The organism is Aquabacterium sp. A7-Y (genome assembly GCF_026153205.1).
GTDB lineage: Bacteria > Pseudomonadota > Gammaproteobacteria > Burkholderiales > Burkholderiaceae_C > Caldimonas.
In genome coordinates, this window is record NZ_JAPFBW010000022.1 from 1 (window position 1) to 16,016 (window position 16,016).

Annotated in this window: 10 protein-coding genes; 4 read left to right on the plus strand and 6 right to left on the minus strand. The window is 67.7% G+C overall.

Annotated elements, in window-relative coordinates:
* Nucleotides 1-265 precede the first annotated feature (265 nt).
* From OOT46_RS19200 to OOT46_RS19215, 4 genes are read right to left on the minus strand one after another with little or no spacing between them, the layout of a single operon-like run.
* On the minus strand, nucleotides 266-997 hold the full coding sequence (locus OOT46_RS19200; RefSeq protein ID WP_265405242.1) for an SDR family oxidoreductase: 732 nt from the start codon (nucleotides 995-997) through the stop codon (nucleotides 266-268).
* Nucleotides 994-2,529: a class I adenylate-forming enzyme family protein gene (locus tag OOT46_RS19205; protein ID WP_265405243.1), complete on the minus strand. Its 1,536-nt coding sequence runs from the start codon at nucleotides 2,527-2,529 to the stop codon at nucleotides 994-996. The genes OOT46_RS19200 and OOT46_RS19205 overlap by 4 nt, the downstream gene beginning before the upstream one ends.
* A 31-nt stretch (nucleotides 2,530-2,560) precedes the next feature.
* Nucleotides 2,561-3,532, minus strand: coding sequence for a Bug family tripartite tricarboxylate transporter substrate binding protein (locus tag OOT46_RS19210; RefSeq protein WP_265405244.1), 972 nt, complete (start codon nucleotides 3,530-3,532; stop codon nucleotides 2,561-2,563).
* A gap of 56 nt (nucleotides 3,533-3,588) precedes the next feature.
* Nucleotides 3,589-4,425, minus strand: coding sequence for an SDR family NAD(P)-dependent oxidoreductase (locus OOT46_RS19215; RefSeq protein WP_265405245.1), 837 nt, complete (start codon nucleotides 4,423-4,425; stop codon nucleotides 3,589-3,591).
* Between the two features lie 68 nt (nucleotides 4,426-4,493).
* Here OOT46_RS19215 and OOT46_RS19220 point away from each other — a divergent pair, with 68 nt between their 5' ends.
* Both OOT46_RS19220 and OOT46_RS19225 read left to right on the plus strand, forming a co-directional pair.
* Nucleotides 4,494-5,513 (plus strand): LacI family DNA-binding transcriptional regulator, encoded by a 1,020-nt coding sequence (locus tag OOT46_RS19220; RefSeq protein ID WP_265405246.1) that lies wholly within the window; start codon nucleotides 4,494-4,496, stop codon nucleotides 5,511-5,513.
* Nucleotides 5,514-5,632: 119 nt separating this feature from the next.
* Entirely contained in the window at nucleotides 5,633-7,411 is a 1,779-nt protein-coding gene (locus tag OOT46_RS19225; RefSeq protein ID WP_265405247.1) for a PEP-CTERM sorting domain-containing protein, read from the plus strand.
* 117 nt (nucleotides 7,412-7,528) lie between these two features.
* Here OOT46_RS19225 and OOT46_RS19230 read toward each other — a convergent pair whose 3' ends face one another.
* A complete protein-coding gene (locus tag OOT46_RS19230) occupies nucleotides 7,529-10,000 on the minus strand; it encodes a GH39 family glycosyl hydrolase (RefSeq protein ID WP_265405248.1) in 2,472 nt (823 codons plus the stop codon).
* Nucleotides 10,001-10,538: 538 nt separating this feature from the next.
* Here OOT46_RS19230 and OOT46_RS19235 point away from each other — a divergent pair.
* Nucleotides 10,539-10,856, plus strand: coding sequence for a DUF4148 domain-containing protein (locus tag OOT46_RS19235; RefSeq protein ID WP_265405249.1), 318 nt, complete (start codon nucleotides 10,539-10,541; stop codon nucleotides 10,854-10,856).
* A gap of 177 nt (nucleotides 10,857-11,033) precedes the next feature.
* Here OOT46_RS19235 and OOT46_RS19240 read toward each other — a convergent pair whose 3' ends face one another.
* Nucleotides 11,034-13,076, minus strand: a complete 2,043-nt coding sequence (locus OOT46_RS19240; protein ID WP_265405250.1) for a HEAT repeat domain-containing protein — start codon at nucleotides 13,074-13,076, stop codon at nucleotides 11,034-11,036.
* A 320-nt stretch (nucleotides 13,077-13,396) separates the two neighbouring features.
* Here OOT46_RS19240 and OOT46_RS19245 point away from each other — a divergent pair, with 320 nt between their 5' ends.
* On the plus strand, nucleotides 13,397-15,970 hold the full coding sequence (locus OOT46_RS19245; protein WP_265405251.1) for a PEP-CTERM sorting domain-containing protein: 2,574 nt from the start codon (nucleotides 13,397-13,399) through the stop codon (nucleotides 15,968-15,970).
* The last annotated feature ends 46 nt before the right edge of the window (nucleotides 15,971-16,016 follow it).

A 16,016-nucleotide genomic window follows, 5' to 3' on the forward strand; every position in this document is an offset into this window, starting at 1 on the left:
GGCGAGGTTGCTGCCGCGCACGCTGATGACATCGGGCGTGGTGGTGCCGATTTCGGTGGTGACTGCCATGGGTTTCTCCTAGTGTGGTGTCCCGCAGATACGTGGCAGAAGTTCTGCCGAGAAACGGCCGCATGCGTCGTTGCGGTGCTCATCGGGCGGCCCCGCCCGATTCCGCGCCGCGCCTAGCCTGCGACCGTTTTCGACAGAACTTCGCAGCCGGTTCTCTTCGGCACCCAGCTGTGCCACGTATCTGCGGGACACCACACTAGCCGGCCAGGCCGACGGTGATGCCGCCGCAGACATAAAGCACCTGGCCGGTGATGAAACCCGCCCTGGCGTCCATGAAGCCGTCGACGGCGTGGGCGACCTCGGCGGGGGTCCCGAAGCGCTGCACCGGGATGCTGCGAGCGATGCGCTGCGTGCGGGCGCTGTCCGGCGGATTGGCCGCCGCGAAGGCTTCGGTCATGATCGGACCGGGCGCGACCGCGTTGACAGTGATGCCGGTCGCAGCGAGCTCCAGTGCCCAGGTGCGGGTCAGCGACTGCAGCGCGCCCTTCGCGGCCGAGTAGCCCGAACGCAGCTCCTTGCCGAGGGCGGCCCGGCTGGTGATGTTCACGATGCGGCCGAAGCCGGCCGCCTGCATCGCCGGCAGCACGGCCTGGGTGCATTGCAGGGCCGCTCGCGCGATCACCCGGATCTGCAGGTCGAAGTCTTCCAGCGAGGTGTCCTGCAAGCTTGCCGGCCGGATCGCCGCGACGTTGTTGACCAGGCCGGCGACCGGATGGCGGGACGTGATGGCGGTCAGTGCGGCGGCAAGGGCCTCCCGGTCGGACATGTCGACTTGAACGAACTCGCCGACGTCCGGCTCGGGCGGCGGCTTGAGGTCGAGTGTGACGACCTGCCAACCCGAGGCGCGCAACCTGCGGCAGGTGGCCCAGCCGATGCCGGAGGACCCGCCGGTCACCACGGCATGGCGGGTGCAGTTTCCTGTGCTCATGTCCTTACTTTCGCGAGGCGTTGTGCGATGTGCCGGTGCGTGTCCTTCTTCGACACCTTGCCGTTGGCCGTGCGAGGGAGTTCGTCGAAGAAGTGGACGGCTTTCGGTGTTTTCACCGGGTCGAGCTGGTCCCGCACCCAGGACGTCAGCTCCGCCTCGGTGGCGACTGCGCCGGGGCGCAGCTGCACGGCCGCATGCACCGCCTCGCCCCACTTGTCGTCGTCGATGCCGACCACGGCGCAGTCGTATACCGCCTCGTGGCGACCCAACACGTTTTCCACGTCGCTGGGGTAGACATTGAAGCCGCCGGTGATGATGACCTCGCGCACGCGATCCTTCAGGAACAGGTAGCCCCGCTCGTCCAGGTAGCCGCCGTCGCCGGTGTGCAGCCAGCCATCGTGCAGCGTCTGCGCGGTCTGCTCCGGCTGCTGCAGGTAGCCCGACATCACGAGGTCGCCGCGCACCACGACCTCGCCCGCCTGCCCGGGCGGCAGCAAGCGGCCTTGCGGGTCCATGATCGCGACCTCGGTCAGCAGCGTCGCACGCCCCACCGACGCCAGATTGCGCGGGTCGCGGGCCTCGTCGGCCGACAGGTAGGCGATGATCGACGGCGCTTCCGTCTGTCCGTAACCCGTCTCGACGCAGCCGAACACCTGCTGGGCCTCGCGGATCTTGTCGGTGCGCATCGGCGCGGCGGCATACACGAAGTGGCGCAGCGAGCTCCAGTCGCGCTGGCGCACCGTTTCATCCTCCAGCAGGCTGTAGATCAGCGTGGGGGGCATGAAGACCGCCGTGATGCGTTCGCGCTCCATCTGCTCGAGCACGTCGCGCGGCCGCGTCGAGCCGGGCAGCACGACCGACCCCCCGCAGCCGAGCACGGGCAGCAGGAAGGTCGAGGTGCCGTGGGTGATCGGGGCCACGGCCAGATAGCGTTCGTGCGGGTGCAGGCGCATCGCGTGGATGAGGGAGACGATGGTCGTGTTCCAGCACCGCAGGCTCTGCATCACGCCCTTCGGCGGGCCGGTCGTGCCCCCGGTGAACTTGATGGCCTGGGTCTCAGACAGGTCCAGGCGGACCTCCTGCGGAAGACAACCCCGGTGGCGCTCGACGAGTTCCTTCAGTTCGCACCTCGGGGTCGCCTGCCCGAGCGGCGCGACCGCCGGGGTATAGCGGATCGTCGCCCCCTGGTGAGCTGACAACTTCCCGGCCAGCGTCTGCTCGACCACCACCAGCGACGCCTCCGTGAAGTCGACGATGCGCATCAACTCCTGCTGCCCGGCACGCGGATTGAGCGGGACCCAGACCTTGCCAGCCAGCAAGGTGGCGAACAGTGCGACGACGTGCGCCAGGTGGTTGCCGCCGCAGATCGCAATGCGCGCGTGCGGCCGGGGCGCCAGTTCCTGGAAGGCCGATGCCAGTGCCTGGGACCGCTCGACCAACTCCCGGTAGCTGAGCGACCCCTCCGGACCGGAGACGGCGATCTTGTCGGGAAAGCGCACGGCGCTGCGCAGCAAAAAATCTATCGGCTGCATGGCGGCTTCCTTGTCTCGCACGCACCGGGTTTCATTCCGCCTTGGCTCCCGAGAACTTGACGACCTCGCTCCACTTGTCGTGTTCCTTCTGCACGAAGGCGGCGAACTCGCGCTGTTTCATCGGCCGTGTTTCGGCGCCGAGCTCGCGCAGGCGGGCCTGGACCTTGTCGCTTTGCATCGCCTTGTTGACCTCGCTGTTGAGTCGCTCGACGACGGCGGGCGGCGTGCCCGCGGGCACGAACAGGCCGGACCAGGCGGTCGCTTCGTAGCCGGCCACGCCGGCTTCCACCATCGTCGGAACGTCGGGCAACAAGGGGGAGCGGCTGGCGCTCGTGACGGCCAGGGGCCGCAGCGTCCCTTTGGCGATGTGCGGCAGGGACGTCGGCAGGTTGTCGAACATCAGGTCCACCTGGCCGCCGATCAGCTCGGTCAAGGCGGTGGCGCCGCCGCGGTACGGCACATGCACGATGTAGACCTTCGCGAGGTGCTTGTACAACTCGGCCGACAGATGGATGCTGCTGCCGTTGCCGGACGACGCGGCATTGAGCCGGCCGGGCCGGGACTTCGCCAGCGCCGTCAGCTCGGCAACCGACTTCGCCGGCACGGCGGGATGGACCACCAGGACGTTGGGAATCGTCGCGAGGAAAGCGACCGGCACGAAGTCCTTGCGTGTGTCATAGGGCAGCCTGCCGTACAGCGTGGGATTGATCGCGTGGGTGCCGACCGTGCCCTGCAGCAGGGTGTAGCCGTCCCCCGGGGCCGTCGCGACTTCCCGTGTTCCGATGTTTCCGCCGGCTCCGGCCCGGTTCTCGACGATGACGGTCTGCTTGAGGGCCTGGCTGAGCTCGCCGGCGATCATGCGGCCGAACAGATCGGCCGCGCCCCCGGGCGGAAACGGAACCACCAGGCGAAGCGGCCTGGCGGGCCAAGTGTCCGCATGCGCCGACGCCGAAACCCAGCAGGCAGCCGTGGCCGCAATGACAAAAAGCAGTCGCCTGATCATGTGAAGTCCTTCGATAGGCTAGGGAGGGGAACGCCTGCAGCGCAGGAGGAGGTGGGTCAGGGTGTCGGCGGGGGCCGGCCGATGCCGCAGCACAAGCCCCCGTCGACCGGCAGTTCGACCGCGTTGATGTAGGCGGCTTGATCCGACAGAAGAAAGCCGATCGCGCTGGCGATCTCCCAGGCCGAGCCCTGCCTGCCAAAGGGCAGCGCACCGGCGGCCCGGCCGGGCCTCGCCGCGCCGGCGGCACGCCCCATCGGCGTGTCGATCAGTCCCGCCAGGACGAGGTTGGCGCGGATGTCGCGGCTGTGTCCTTCCATCGCGGTCGCGCGGCACAGCGCGCCGAGCGCGGCCTTGGAGGCCTCGTAGGCGGGATTGCGCCCGAGGGGCAGCAGCGCGGCGACCGAGGAGACGAAAACGATGGCCGCGCCGGGGGACATCAGCGGCAAGGCCGCCTGCACGCACAGCAGGTGGCCCCGCGAGTTGACGTTCAGGATGCGGTCCCAGCTGTCCGCGGTGACCTCGGGCAGCGGGCGCCTGTCGCTGATGCCCGCATTGAGCACCAGTCCGTCCAGGCGTCCCATCAGGCGGCAGGCTGTCCCGGCGATCGCCGTCGCCTCATCGGGCTGCGCGATGTCGGCCTGCACGGCCCAGGCCTGTCCTCCCTCGGCTTCGATCAGCGCCACGGTGGCTTGCGCGGCCTGCAAGGAGCGGTCCGCACACACCACCCGAGCGCCGCGCCGCGCCAGCGCCAGACAGGTCGCGCGGCCGTTGCCGACCGGCTCGCCGGCAGCCTCGAACGCCTGCCCGCCGCCGACCACCAGGACATGCCGCTGCGCCATGTCCTGCCCTTGCCGGGTGGCCGCCGCATTCTTAGAATGTGAAAAGGTTTCCATACAGAAATTCACTATACGAAGCGCCGCGGGAGGCATCAACATATGGAACGTTTCCATTCGGGAAGACCATGAGCGGCAAGGCGTCGGTCAGGGATGTGGCGCTGGCGGCCGGGGTGTCCATCGCCAGCGTGTCGCGGGTGCTCAACAACAGCGGCTATGCCAGCGAGGCCTTGCGGCAGAGGGTCGAGCGCGCCGTCGCAGCGACCGGCTATGCGCCCAACTTCAGCGCCAAACATTTGCGCACCGGGCGCAGCAAGGCGGTCGGCTTCATGGTGTCCAACATGGCCAACCCTTTCCTGTCGACCGTCTTTGCCGAGGCGGAGCGCCGCCTGCAGGTCGGCGGCTTCTCGCTGTTGGTGGCCAGCACCTACGACCAACCCAGCAAGGAGCAGGAGTTGCTGACCTTGTTCGAGAACCGGCGCCTCGAAGGCATCATTGCGTCGCCCTGCGAGGAAGGGGTGCCGCGCGCGCGCAATCCCTTCGTGAAGGCAGGCTTGCCCCTGGTGATCCTCGACCGCGAGGTCGATTGCGACGGCGACCTGGTGTTTTTGGACCACCGCGCCGGCGTGCGTCAGGCCGTGGAGTACCTGGCGTCCCTGGGGCACCGCCGCATCGCGCTGTTCGGCCCCAGCCTCGCCATTCGCCCGGGCCGGGAGAAGCTGCTGGGCTACCGGGACGGCCTGGAGGCCTGTGGCCTCGAGCACGACCCCGCACTCGTCTGCATGCTGCGATCCGCGGTGGACTCGCCGCACGAGCAGATGGCCGAGATGCTGCGGCTGCCGCAACGGCCCACGGCCCTCATCGGTCTCGGGACGCGCATGCTGGCGGGTGTGCTGCGCACGGTGCGCCGGGCCGGCCTGGAGATTCCGCGCGATCTCTCCATCGTGGGCATCGGCACGGACGACGTGTTCGCCTTTGCCCACCCTCCAATGACCCTCCTGCGTTTCAAGCTCGATCGCGTGGCGCAGGTGGCGGCCGACCTGATGCTGGACCGCCTGTCCAGCACCGCGGTGCCGGCACCTCGCACCGTCACCGTGCCCTTCGACCTCGTGCTCGGCGAGTCCTGCAGGGCCGTGCACAAGTCCTGACGGTGCACGGGCGAGCGCCCCCGCATAGAGGCAGGCCGCCTGTTACCTTCGAAGCGGCTTGACGGCGCCGGTCGCCGAACTAGGGTCCATAGGTCTTCGTCCCATTCTTGGAGGACCGCATGAGCCTTTCCGCCCCCCTTTGGCTGGCAGCGCCGCTGCTGGCATGTGCCTGCCTCCAGATCACGCCGGCCCAGGCGGCCGGCAGTGGCGATGCCTACGCCGAGATCGCCGACCTGCAATGGAGCGTCGAAGATCTGGCGCCCGCAGACAATGTCCGTCCGGAGTTCGTGATCGGCTCCGGCGGCATCTTGTCCAGCCTGCGCTCGATCGGGATGCCCTATGTCTACCGCGGCGACGAGCAATCCGAGCTCGGAGCCTTCGAGCCGCGGACGCTGTCCAGCCGCTATCGTGACAGCTTCGCGGGTGTCGTGACCGGCGCTGACCGGCTTCGCACACATGGGCGGGCCGGGCCCGAAAACAACGTTTTCTCGAACACGACGGCCTCGCTCGGGGCGATCCACCTGACCCCGCAGACCCGCTTGACGCTCACGGGCACCGCCACGGTCGGGCTGAGCTGCATCGCCGGCGCCGGCGCCGACCACTGCACCTTCCAGGACCAGGCGGCCGCCTGGTCCTGGCTGACGCTGCGCTTCGGCGACGATGTCAGCAGCCCCGGCAGCCGCTTCATCGCCAAGCTCGATGCCACCGACTTCCCGACCGACTATCACGGTGAAGCCCTGACGCTGGAGCAAACGTTTGTCCTGAGTGTCGAGAACCGCTCCGATGTACAGCGTGAGGTGCAGTTCTCGGCATTGCAGGCGATCTTCACCGGCAACGCCGCGCCTCCCCCGGTGCCAGAACCCGGCACCTGGGCCTTGCTGGCCGCGGGCCTGGGCTTGCTGGTCGCACGGCGCCGGGCCGCCGCCGCTGCGGCGCTTGCCTGCCTGGGGTCGGCCTTTGCGCCGCTGGCGAGCGCCGTCCCGGCGCAACTGGAGACGGTGCGTGACGTGATATCGGCCAGCTCGCTGCCCTCGGTCAGAACGCCCATTTCGGGCGTGGCCATCGATCCGGCGACCGGCATGGTCTGGGAGCGCCTGTGGACCAACCCCCAGGCCGCGGTTGCGACGTACAAGACCTATACCTCGATCGAGGCCTTCGAGGCGGACGCCTACAGCGGCCTTCGGCCGAACGCGCTCGGCTGGGGCACGTATTTCGCGGCGCGCGACGGCCAGCTGTACAGCCATGCGTCGAGTGACCGGGCCCTGATCGGCCGCGAGGTGGCTGAGACCGGCACGCCGATCGATGTCGCCGTCGTGCCGGGTATGGGCGGCGAGAACGGTGTCGACAGCTTCGACTGGGGCGGTTACACGGCCGCCAACATGCTGAGCGACGGAGAGCATCTCTACGCCGTCGGCGGCGCGGCGGGAAGCGCGGGCGCGCGTTGGCAGATCACCACCTACGACACCGCCCTGAACCCTCTGCGCACGGTGTCCTTCGCCGCGGCTGACCGGCCCGGCTTCGCGTTTGCGATCGACGGGCGCATCGTGTTCGGCGACGACTACGACGACGACCACATCTCGATGATGGTCGACGCCGCCACCGGCGCGATCATTCCCCTCGACGTCACGCTCCAGGGGCAGGACCTGGGGGGACCGTCGGGCTGGGGCTTTGGCTCCACCCAAGGCATCTACATCGAGAACGCCTTCTACGACCACGTCAACGACGCCGTGTATTTCAACGATGCCGGCACCTATCTGAAGCTGGCCGAGGCATCGCAGGTCTTCGGCATCATGGGCAGCGTGCCCGAGCCGCAGTCTGTGCTGATGCTGCTGGCCGGACTGCCGCTGCTGTGGTGGGGATCTCGGTGGCGGGCGGGTAGCGGGCGGGTACATCGCTGAACCTGGCCTGTACGTCGAGCCCATCGAGACGCAAAGCCCGAAGGGCCTGCACGACATCCATCGTGCAGGCCCTTCAGCGCTTGCGCTGAGGCTACCGGGTGGCAGCCAGCGGGTGGTTTACTGCTTCAGCATCACCGGCTCCTGACCCAGGGTGACCATGCCGCCGGAGATGCCCGACTCCTGACCCGCCAGGGTGCGGACCTTCGAGACGCCCCATTCGCTGGGCACCACCACCTTCGTGTTCTGCGAGATGGACCAGGCGATCACGTAGTTCTCGCTGCCGCGGTTGACCCGGAACACATACACCTTGTTGTTGATCTGGAAGGAGTCGACCAGGCGAGCCCCCTTGATCCACTTGATCGCCTCGGCGTAGGCCAGGCCCGCGGTGGTCGGCGTCTTCCAGTCGGCTTCCACCATGCGCGAGCCGGTCGCTTCGGTCTGGCGCTCCCAGAAGTAGTAGTTGAAGTTGCGGATGCCCTTGCCCCACATCATCATCAGGGCCCGTGCGTTCACGCCGCGCTTCTGCACATAGGACGAATCCCAGGTCGAGCAGTTGTGCTTGGTGCGATCGCAGATGTAGCTGCCTTCGGTGTTCCACAGCTGCTTGTCCTGCAGGCCGTGGTTGCGCATCACCTCGCGGGCATTCTGGATCTGCGAACCCAGCGCTTCCGGGTCGGAGTTGTAGTAGAAGTGCCAGCCCACGTAGTCGACATACTGACCCCCGCCCAGTTGGAAGAAGCGGTCCATGAAGCTGTAGCCCTGGTCCACCCCCACGCCCGGCGACACCAGCTTGGCCGTCGGGTCAGCCGCCTTGATCTCCTCGCTCGCGATGCGGGCCATCTCCACCATCTTCTCCATCGACCCCTGGTAGGTGCCCGAGAAGTCCGGCTCGTTCCACAGCTCGTAGAACTTGATCTTGCCCGCGTAGCGGCGTGCGATGGTGCGCACATAGTCGCGCCAGTCGTTCATGTTGGCCGGGTGCATGTTGGCGCCAGGACCGTACATGCCGTTGGAAGACGGGTTGCTCGACGCCCACTGCGGGGTCTGGCCCATGGTGTACAGGATCTGCCCCCCGTTGCGGGTGATGTAGTTCACGTACATGTCCATGCGATAGCCGTTGCCGGTGGTCCAGTCCCACACGTTGTTGGCCTTCTCCAGGTCGCGCCAGTTGGTGCCGGTGTTCCACATGCGCACGATGCCCTGACCCAGGGTTGGCCAGTTGTGGTGCACACCCAGCTTGTTCACGTGCACACCGAACAGGGTGTCGGGCGCCGTGGCGGTGCTGTACGGGGCCATCTCGTTGTACTTGACCTCGGAGATGCTCAGGTTGTCGACCCAGATGTTGGCGCCGGGCGTCTTCGAGATGACCCGCACGGTGCCCAGCACGTCACCCAGGTAGGTGCCCTGGATCTCGATCTTCTGCCAGGTCGAGCCCACGGCGACGGTCTTGGCGCCGGCCGCGTCCCACGGGTGGGCGTCGCGGCGCACCATCAGTTCCACCGACGCACTGCGGTCCGAGCGCACATAGACGCTGGTGCGGTAGGTGCGGCCCTTCTTGAAGGCGTAGGGGTACACCAGCTGCGCATCGCCGCTGCCCTTGCTCAGCATGCGGAAGCGCTGCGACGACCCACCGGCGTAGACGAAACCCGCACGGGTTTCCCTCGAAGAGTCGTAGGTGGCGATCGGGAAGCCCCAGAAGTTCACCTTCCAGCCCGGCGCGGTCAGCGCGTAGCTGCCTTCAAAATCCGAGGTCGCGACCGGGGTCACGGTGGTCGACGCCGCGCCCTTGGCCGGCAGCACGATGGCGGTGGCGTCGGAGGTGCCGCTCGACGGGATCGCGGTGACGGTCACGTCGTCGATGTAGACATTGGCGCCCAGCCGCTTGGAGATCACGCGCAAGGAGCCCGGCTCGTTCCAGCGGTAGGTGCCTTCGAACTCGACCTTGGTCCAGCCGCTGGTCAGCGCCACCGTCTTGCTGCCGGCGACGTTGAACGGCGCGGCATCACGGCGCAGCATGATCTCGACGCTGGCCGCGATGTCGGCGCGCAGGTAGGCGGTGACGTGGTAGGTCTGGCCGTAGCTGAACGGGTAGGGACGCACCAGCTGGGCGTCGGCGCTCGTGCCGGCGGCGCGCTGCGTCACCTTGAAACGCTGCGAGGACGCGCCCGAGCGGAAGAAGGTGGGACGGGTTTCACGGGCGGTCTCGTACTGCGTGCCACCCCAGGCGGAAACGGTCCAGCCCGGCGCGGTACGGCTGTAGCTGCCTTCAAAATCAGCCCTCACCACGTGCGCGGTGTCGGCAGCCGACACCGACATCGCCTCTTCCGGCGCGGCAGCGCTCGTCACCGACATCGCGCGTTCCGTCGCCAGCGCTTCCACTTGCAACTGGGGCGGCACCGTGTCTTCGACCACGGGGGCATCGGTCTCAACGGCTTGCAGGTCGCCGGCGGCTTCCGCCGTCGACGCCACGCTGTCTTCCACCACGGTCGGCTCCGCCGACATCTCGTCCTCCGAAACGGAACCGCCGCCGCAGGCAGCCAGCAGAACCACGCTCAAGGAAACAGCCCAACGATAGACGCTCGAGTTCATTCTCTGTCCTGGATATGTGCATGATCAAAACCAAACCAGGTCCTTGCCGCGCGGTGAGCGGGTACAAGTGACGTGTTTGGACAGGAGAGCGGGCGCGCGAAGGAGGGTACCGACCTGAGTCGGTGTGACGTCCGAGCGGACGTGACCTCGTTCTTCCCGCTAGGTGTTGTCAGGCAGGGGAGCCTGAGCGTCTTTCACCGTTGCGATGCCCACCTAAACGGCGCTCAGCGGGCGGACTTGATAGTCAAGAATGCAACAAAGTTACGCTGAATGTGACTGTTGGTTTCTCGATCGCGCTGCGTCGGGGCTGCGTAGAGCGGCTCTCGTCGACGAACTCGCAATATGCGGTGCGCCGACTTTGCATTTATTGCGGTTTCCGAAACGACCCCTTGTCAGCAGCCTCGTTTTTCCGCCAAGGGTTAACCCCTAAAGTTCATCCCATCGATGAGCACAAACGAACAACGGTTGCGACTCAGCGAGGGGCCGGGGGGCCGATCCCGCCCATCCGGAACTAAGCAAACTGAGAATGGAGCTGAACATGAACGCCAAGAAGAACCTGATCGCCGTGCTGATGACCGCCTTCGCCGCTACCGGCGCCTTTGCCGGCGAAGCGAACGACTTCGACCAGAGCTGGACCGGCGAGGCCCAGTCGGTGAAGACCCGTGCCGAAGTGAAGGCCGAGCTGGCCCAGGCCCGTGCCCAGGGTGAACAACTGGCCGTGTTCAGCGGCGAAGCCACCGTGCTGCCCGCGCAGGCCGCCACCGCCACCGCCCGCAGCCGCGAGGACGTGAAGCAGGAAACCATCAGCTTCCTGCGCACCCAGCGCAGCGCCGCCCCGATCAACATCGGCGGCTGAGTTCGAAGGGCGGGCCGAGCGGCCCGCTGCTGGTGACGACAAAGGAAAGGCCCGCTCCGCGGGCTTTTTTCATGGCGGCGACCGGCAGGTGGAAGTGGGGCAGAGCAGAGCCGCGTTCACGGCAGCGAGGCTGAAGCCGAGAACGCCTTTTTCATCGTATCCCGGTGATCCTGCCCTTCACTCGTAGTGCACGGTCCCCATCTGCACACGCCGCTGTGACCGCGAAGGTATTCCCTCGCTGTCATCCCTTGCCTCGATAGCCTGCTCCAGGTTCTCGCGCACGTCGTCGGGAATCCGGCGAGGCAGGTTCTCCACCAGGTAGGTGAGTTCGTTCACGTCGCACACCTGCTCCAACGCGAGCACCGCCTGCCGTCGCACGTGCTCGTTCGGGTCGTCCAGGCTTCCCGTGAGCAGCGGCAGGCTGTCCTGCGGGGGGAAGAAGCTCAGGGCCCACACCACCCGGCGCCGCACGTAGGCCGACTTCTCCTTGCGCCGCAGCCGCTTCAAGGGACCGAGTGCGGCGGGCTCCGCCATGGCAGCGAGGGCGAGTGAGGCTTCGGCGCGAACGCCTTCATCGTCGTCCTTCAAGCGCCGAATCAACGGTTCCACGAACTGGGGATCGCTGCAGTCCTGCAGTGCCTTGCAGGCCTGCTCGCGCACGTGGCTGTCGGCGTCATCCAGGGCACGGGCCAGCGCCGCGGCGGCGCCCGGGAGACCGCTGCGGGCGATGGCCTCGACCAGGGTTCCCCGGGTCACCGCATCCTTCGCGGGATCCATCAGGTGCGGCAGCACGTCTTGCCATCGCATCAGGGTGTCGGAACGCGCCAGCCCTTTTGCCGCAGCCTGCTGCACCTGAATCTCGGGGTCATCGAGACCCTTGAGGAACACGTCTTCTCCACCGTCTGGCTGCAATTTCGCGAGCGCTCGATACGCTTGCTCCCGCACGTCGCGGTCGGCATCCGCGGCTGCGCGCAGCAGGACGGGCAGGGCTTTCGGGTCCTGCAACCGGCCCAGGGCCTGGATCACCTGACGCCGAACCTCGACCTCTGCATCTGCGGCCGCCTCACGCAGGGCTGGCAGGGCTGAGGAGACGTCGTCCTGCGTGAAGGCCAGCAGCGACCACAAGCCGCGTGCCGCGCTGAGCCGGATCTCCAGGCTCGGGTCACGCAAGGACTCGCACAGGGCTGGCAGACCGGCGGCACTGTGCGTGTCCCCCAGCGCCTCGATGCGCGCTGCCCGGACGCGCGGGCTTTCCGATGCGCCCTGACGTGTTGTCGCGAGCCGGGCGACCACCCTTGCATCGCGAATGTTCGACAAGGCACTGGCCGCGTAGCAGCGCACCTCCTCGTCCGGGTCGGTGTGCATCAGTTCCGCGATCTGCTCGATGGCATCGCTGGCATCCAATGTGCCGAGGGCGATGACTGCTTCCAGCCTGACGTGAGCCGCCTCATCGGCCAGTGCTTTCTTCAGCACGGGAATGGCTTCGGCCGTGGAGTACCGCAGCGCATAGCATGCTTGCTCGCGCACGCGGGCCGATGGGTCAGAGACGGCATCGATGAAGGTCGGCACCGTGGCATCAGAACGGTCTCCAGCGCTCTCGTGCGCGGCGTAGATCGCCGTGGCGCGGACCCGGTCGCTTTCGTCTTGGGTCGCCTGCAGGAGCACGTCCAGCAGTTGTTCGTCCTTCATCGCACCGAGTTCAGAGGCCGCGCGATCGCGCACGTCGGCCTCTGTGTCCTGCTGAAGACGCTGCTTCACCGCCTCGATCGCCTGTTCGGTGCCGGCTCGCACGAGGCTGGTGATGGCGCTGGCGCGCACGTCTGGGCTGGGATCGCGAAGGGCTTCGATCAGGGCAGCGGCGCACCTTGCCGCACAGCTGCCCAGCGCTTCAGCCGCAGCGGCTCTCACCGTGGCGCTGGTGTCGTTGCGGAGCGCGGCCAGCACGGCTTCGCGAGCTTTGCGCAACGCCTCCAGCGGGTAGCGGCCCAGCGCGTGGGCCGCGCTCGCGCGAATGTAGGTGTCGCTGTCCCGTGTCGCCTCGATCAGGGCCGGGACGAAGGCCTCGTCCACGCCGGGATCGGTCAGGCTCACGTTCGCTCCCCGGCGCTCGTCGCTTGCCTGGTCCCGCAGGGATCGAATCAAGGTCCTGATTTCGTCGGCCGAGCGCCCTCCACTTGAACGCGCGGGCCTGAGCAAGGAGATGATGGAGCGAAAAAGCATGTGTTGTTATAGGTTCCGGCCTTCGCCGGCCTCCCCGAGGATCCCTGAAGACCGCGATTGTGGCCTGTGCTGCAGCCGCTCATGGCAGGGCGCCGGCCCGGCCCTTGTTTCAAACTTCCATAGGCCTGGCGGGTTCGCGCGACGAATGTTGGGCGATGCCGTCCTTTCGGGGCGGCACTCTGCGCCAACCGGAGATCGCCATGCTTCCCGTTCCTGCCTCGCTTCCTCTCAGCGCGCGTGCTGTTGTCTACGCTTCGCGGGCGCGCCACTGTCTCAAAGTCGGTAGCGTCGTCTACTTCGTTGCCTGCGCCCCGAGTGTCTTGGCGGCAGACACCGTGTGGACCGGAGGCGCTGGCCCCCGGGAGCCCTTCTGGGACCTGGCAAGCAACTGGTCTGCGGGACCGCCGGGCTCGACCGCGACACGCGCCTTGCTGGGCGACAGCGACACCATCCTCCGTCAGGGTACATTCGTGGCGCAGCAGGTGAGCGGGCAGGGCCGCCTAACTTTCTCCGGGGGAAACCTGGCACTGGCGGGCCCGGGCTCCGCCATCGGCCATCTGGACTTGGCGGGCGGCATGCTGCGCCATGGCATCGATCTCACGGTCGGCCGCCTCGACTGGCGTGCCGGCGGCATCGTCGCCGGCGATTCTGCCTCGAGCCTGGGCAACGCGCTCACGGTGAATGGGCCCGCCTTTCTGTCCGGTACGCTGAACGCCGGCAACGCAACCCGGCTGCAACTCAACGGGGCGGGCGAGTGGAAAGACGGCGCTTCTTCGATCGACAGCAATGGGTTCACCTTGGCCCTCGGCCCGCGCGCTACCTTTCACGACCATACCTCCACTGGGGAACACAGCTTGTCTGACGGGCGCCTGGTCAACGAAGGACGCTACCTGAAAACCGGCGCGGGGACGAGTTCCTGGGACGGCTACAACCACGTGTCCGAGAACCGCGGTCTGCTCGAGGTGTTGGGCGGGCGGCTCAAGATCGAGGGGGGGTACGCGCCCTTCTACAACTTCGGGACCCTGCGCGTCGAGAACGCCTCGATGGTCATCGGCGCGGAGCAGGGTGGCCTGAACAACAGTGGCACCCTCCATGTCGGGAACGGCGGGAGGCTGGAGGTCTCGCAGCCCCGGGGTGGCGGCGTGGGCAGCACCGGTGTGTGGACGATCGAGAGCGGCGGGTGGGTCGACCTGAGGGACACGGCGATGCACCCGGACTTGCCGGGGTGGTCGCCCTCGCCCTTCAAGGCGGGTGCGATCCGCAACGACGGGACGCTGATCTTCCGTGGCGGGGAGTTCAACAGTGCGGATGTGACCGGAGCCTTCGTCTTCAGCAAGGAGGTCGCGATCAGCGGCCGCGGCCGCTGGGAGGCGGTCGAAGGCGTGGACGTGCGGATCGAGCGCGACCTGCAGGTCGGGCGACTGCGCATCGCCGAGCCCAAGCCACACGACCCGCTGATGCCCTTCGATCATGTGTTCTCGCGCGTGGGGGTGGCCGGCGCCGTCACGGTGGACCGGCTGGACTGGGAGGATGGCTTCTTCGACCCGACCGGCCCGGTGACCGTGCGCCACACCGCCCGTCTGTCGAACGACCACGCCTACTGGAAGGGGCAGGAGATCCGCCGCCTCGCCAAAGAGATCAAGGTGCCCTTCACCTTCCTCGGCCGGGCGGAGTGGGACGGCAAGGGTGACCTGTTCGGCACGGGCACGGTCCGGGTGGCTCCCGGAGCGCGCTTCGAGGACCGGAACGAGCACGGGACCCTGGAGTACCAGGGCGGCACATGGGCGCCGCGGCTGACGCTGATCGACCTCGCCTCCTTTCAGAACCAGGGCCGCTATGTGAAGACCGGCGCCGCGACCACCCTGGTCCGGTCCCGCTTCGACAACCGGGGCAGTGTGCAGGTGGTGGACGCGGCCCCGCTTCTGTTCGCGGGCGCCCTCGAGAACACCGGCACCCTGGAAGCCGTGCGCTCGAGAATCGTCGTCTGGGGCCCGCTGGCCCAGCTGCGCGAGAGCACGCTCACCGCAGGCCGGTACGTGGCCCGCGACGGCACGCTGGTCCTCCAGGGCGCCGCGGCGCAGGACGGGGTCCAACCGGCCGGCATCTACGTGAACCGCGGGGGCATCGTCCTCGACGGCCCGCAGGCCCGCATCTCAACGGTGTGGTTCGGCATGGAGCAGGACGCCCTGCGTCACCTGAATGAGAACCACGGTGAACTGCAGGTGCTCAACGGGGCGAGGCTGACGAGCGCCTCGTCGCTCTACAACCGGGGCCAGCTTGCCGTCAGCGCCGCAGGCGTGGTGCAGGCCGCGGGCTTCAAGCAGGACTTCGCAGAGCCACGTCGCCCCACCTCGGCCACGTGGATCGACGGCACGCTGCAGGCGCAATACATCTGGTTCTCCACCGGTGATTTCGGTCCCGGCACGCGGGGCGGCATCGGTGTCGCGAACCTGGTCGGCGACGCGACGCTGTCCGAAAGCAACGTGCTGATGCTGGACATCCAGGACGCGCAGAGCTTCGATCGCGTGCGGGTGAGCGGCAGTGTCGAACTGCAGGGCGTGGTCCGTCTCGACTTCCTGGGCGCCGAGCCGCCGACGGGCACCTTCCGCGTCCTCACGGCGGTCGGCGGCATCGAAGGCCGGTTCCGCTCGCTGGAGTCCGACCTGGATCCGGCACGCTACCGGCTTGACGCGAACTACACCCCGACCTACCTGGAGCTCACCGTCACTGCCGCGCCCGAGCCGGGCACCTGGAGCCTGATGCTGCTGGGCGGGGTGCTGCTGGTCGCTGCGCGTCGGCTGGCCGGGCCAGCCTCTGGGTCAGGCAGGCCGGCGCGCACTGCACCGCCTCCACCACAGGGCCGCCGAACGCCTCACCACAACTTGCAACTATAATGCGAATCGTTCGCATTTGTGGCCAATGACGTGAGCTCCTCCTCCA